Origin of the sequence: Micromonospora sp. WMMA1363, from assembly GCF_030345795.1 — a bacterium.
GTDB lineage: Bacteria > Actinomycetota > Actinomycetes > Mycobacteriales > Micromonosporaceae > Micromonospora.
In genome coordinates this window covers 1-2,312 of the sequence record NZ_JAUALB010000008.1, presented here as the reverse complement: position 1 = coordinate 2,312, position 2,312 = coordinate 1, and the positions used below count along the sequence as shown (strand labels likewise).

Annotated in this window: 4 protein-coding genes; 2 read left to right on the top strand and 2 right to left on the bottom strand. The window is 67.2% G+C overall.

The window, feature by feature from the left end; genetic code table 11:
- Positions 1-386 (top strand): TatD family hydrolase (locus QTQ03_RS28860; protein WP_502889896.1); only part of this gene is annotated, 386 nt, incomplete at its 5' end.
- Positions 386-1,210, top strand: a complete 825-nt coding sequence (gene eboE, locus QTQ03_RS28855) for a metabolite traffic protein EboE (RefSeq protein WP_353890660.1) — start codon at positions 386-388, stop codon at positions 1,208-1,210. The genes QTQ03_RS28860 and eboE (QTQ03_RS28855), both read left to right, overlap by 1 nt.
- Here the strand turns inward: eboE (QTQ03_RS28855) and eboE (QTQ03_RS28850) are convergent.
- A complete protein-coding gene (gene eboE, locus QTQ03_RS28850) occupies positions 1,101-1,925 on the bottom strand; it encodes a metabolite traffic protein EboE (RefSeq protein ID WP_353890659.1) in 825 nt (274 codons plus the stop codon). The genes eboE (QTQ03_RS28855) and eboE (QTQ03_RS28850) overlap by 110 nt on opposite strands.
- Positions 1,925-2,312: TatD family hydrolase (locus QTQ03_RS28845; protein WP_502889895.1), on the bottom strand; the 388-nt coding region annotated here is incomplete at its 5' end. The genes QTQ03_RS28845 and eboE (QTQ03_RS28850), both read right to left, overlap by 1 nt.

Below are 2,312 nucleotides of genomic sequence, written 5' to 3'. Positions count from 1 at the left end.
GCCGGATCGATCCCGGTCGGGTGGTGATCGATCACCTCAATGAGGTGACGGTCGGACTGGTTCGAGACACCGGCTGTTGGCTCGGTTTTTCCATCTACCCGGAAACCAAGATGTCACCACCGCGAATGGTGGAGCTGATCAGGAAGTACGGCACCGAACGCGTTCTGATCAACTCGGCGGCCGACTGGGGCCGTTCCGACCCGCTGCTCACCAGGGCCACCGGCGAGGCGATGCGCAACGCCGGCTTCGGGGACGACGACGTCGACCGGGTGCTGTGGCGCAACCCGGTTGAGTTCTACGGACAGTCCGGACGGCTGGGCGCGTCTGATGCCGGCAGCGCCGGCCCGACCTTCGCGGGCAACTCGATCCAGCGAGGTGGTAGCTGATGAGGCTGCGCTACGCCGATGGGCGACTCGCGCACCTGAGCTACTGCACCAACGTGCACCCCGCGGAAGACCTCGATGGCATCATCGCCCAGTGCGACGCGTACGCAGTCGCCGTCCGCGAACAACTCGGCAGTGAGGTGCTCGGCCTGGGGCTTTGGCTGGCCGCGCCGGTCGCCGCCGAACTTGCCGCCGACCCGACGCGGCGCAAGCGGCTGCGCCGAGAACTGGACGTGCGGGGACTTGAAGTCGTGACCCTCAACGGCTTCCCGTATCAGGCGTTCCAGGCGCCGGTCGTCAAGCATGCGGTCTACCAACCGGACTGGACAACCGGTGATCGGCTCAACTACACGGTGAACCTGGCGACCATTCTCGTTGACCTGTTGCCCGACGACGCCGTCCGTGGCTCCATCTCCACGTTGCCGCTGGCCTGGCGTGAGCCGTGGAACGCCATCCGGGCACGGCGGTCCCGGCGGATGCTGGACCTGCTCGCGGCCGAACTGGCGCGTTTGCACGCCAGAACCGGGCGCACGGTGAGGGTCGGGTTCGAACCAGAACCGGGCTGCGTCGTAGAGACCACCTCCCAGGCAGTGGACTTGTTGTCCGGTATCGACACGCGGTGGCTGGGGCTGTGCCTTGATCTCGCACATCTCGCCTGCGCCTGGGAGAACCCGGAGACGGCACTGGCCGCGCTGCGTATCGCCGGGTTGCCCGTGGTTAAGGTGCAGATCTCCGCCGCTCTCGCCGCGGACGCTCCCGCCGCGGACGCCGAGCTGATCCGCCGCTACGTCGAGCCACGGCGAGAGCGGCGGAGATCTGCACCTTAACCACGGGCAACCCGGCGATACGCAGCGCGGCCAGTGCCGTCTCCGGGTTCTCCCAGGCGCAGGCGAGATGTGCGAGATCAAGGCACAGCCCCAGCCACCGCGTGTCGATACCGGACAACAAGTCCACTGCCTGGGAGGTGGTCTCTACGACGCAGCCCGGTTCTGGTTCGAACCCGACCCTCACCGTGCGCCCGGTTCTGGCGTGCAAACGCGCCAGTTCGGCCGCGAGCAGGTCCAGCATCCGCCGGGACCGCCGTGCCCGGATGGCGTTCCACGGCTCACGCCAGGCCAGCGGCAACGTGGAGATGGAGCCACGGACGGCGTCGTCGGGCAACAGGTCAACGAGAATGGTCGCCAGGTTCACCGTGTAGTTGAGCCGATCACCGGTTGTCCAGTCCGGTTGGTAGACCGCATGCTTGACGACCGGCGCCTGGAACGCCTGATACGGGAAGCCGTTGAGGGTCACGACTTCAAGTCCCCGCACGTCCAGTTCTCGGCGCAGCCGCTTGCGCCGCGTCGGGTCGGCGGCAAGTTCGGCGGCGACCGGCGCGGCCAGCCAAAGCCCCAGGCCGAGCACCTCACTGCCGAGTTGTTCGCGGACGGCGACTGCGTACGCGTCGCACTGGGCGATGATGCCATCGAGGTCTTCCGCGGGGTGCACGTTGGTGCAGTAGCTCAGGTGCGCGAGTCGCCCATCGGCGTAGCGCAGCCTCATCAGCTACCACCTCGCTGGATCGAGTTGCCCGCGAAGGTCGGGCCGGCGCTGCCGGCATCAGACGCGCCCAGCCGTCCGGACTGTCCGTAGAACTCAACCGGGTTGCGCCACAGCACCCGGTCGACGTCGTCGTCCCCGAAGCCGGCGTTGCGCATCGCCTCGCCGGTGGCCCTGGTGAGCAGCGGGTCGGAACGGCCCCAGTCGGCCGCCGAGTTGATCAGAACGCGTTCGGTGCCGTACTTCCTGATCAGCTCCACCATTCGCGGTGGTGACATCTTGGTTTCCGGGTAGATGGAAAAACCGAGCCAACAGCCGGTGTCTCGAACCAGTCCGACCGTCACCTCATTGAGGTGATCGATCACCACCCGACCGGGATCGATCCCGGCA

Coding starts and splice junctions, on each gene's coding strand:
- eboE (WP_353890660.1), top strand. CDS start 386: ATGAGGCTGCGCTACGCCGATGGGCGACTCGCGCACCTGAGCTACTGC.
- eboE (WP_353890659.1), bottom strand. CDS start 1,925: ATGAGGCTGCGCTACGCCGATGGGCGACTCGCGCACCTGAGCTACTGC.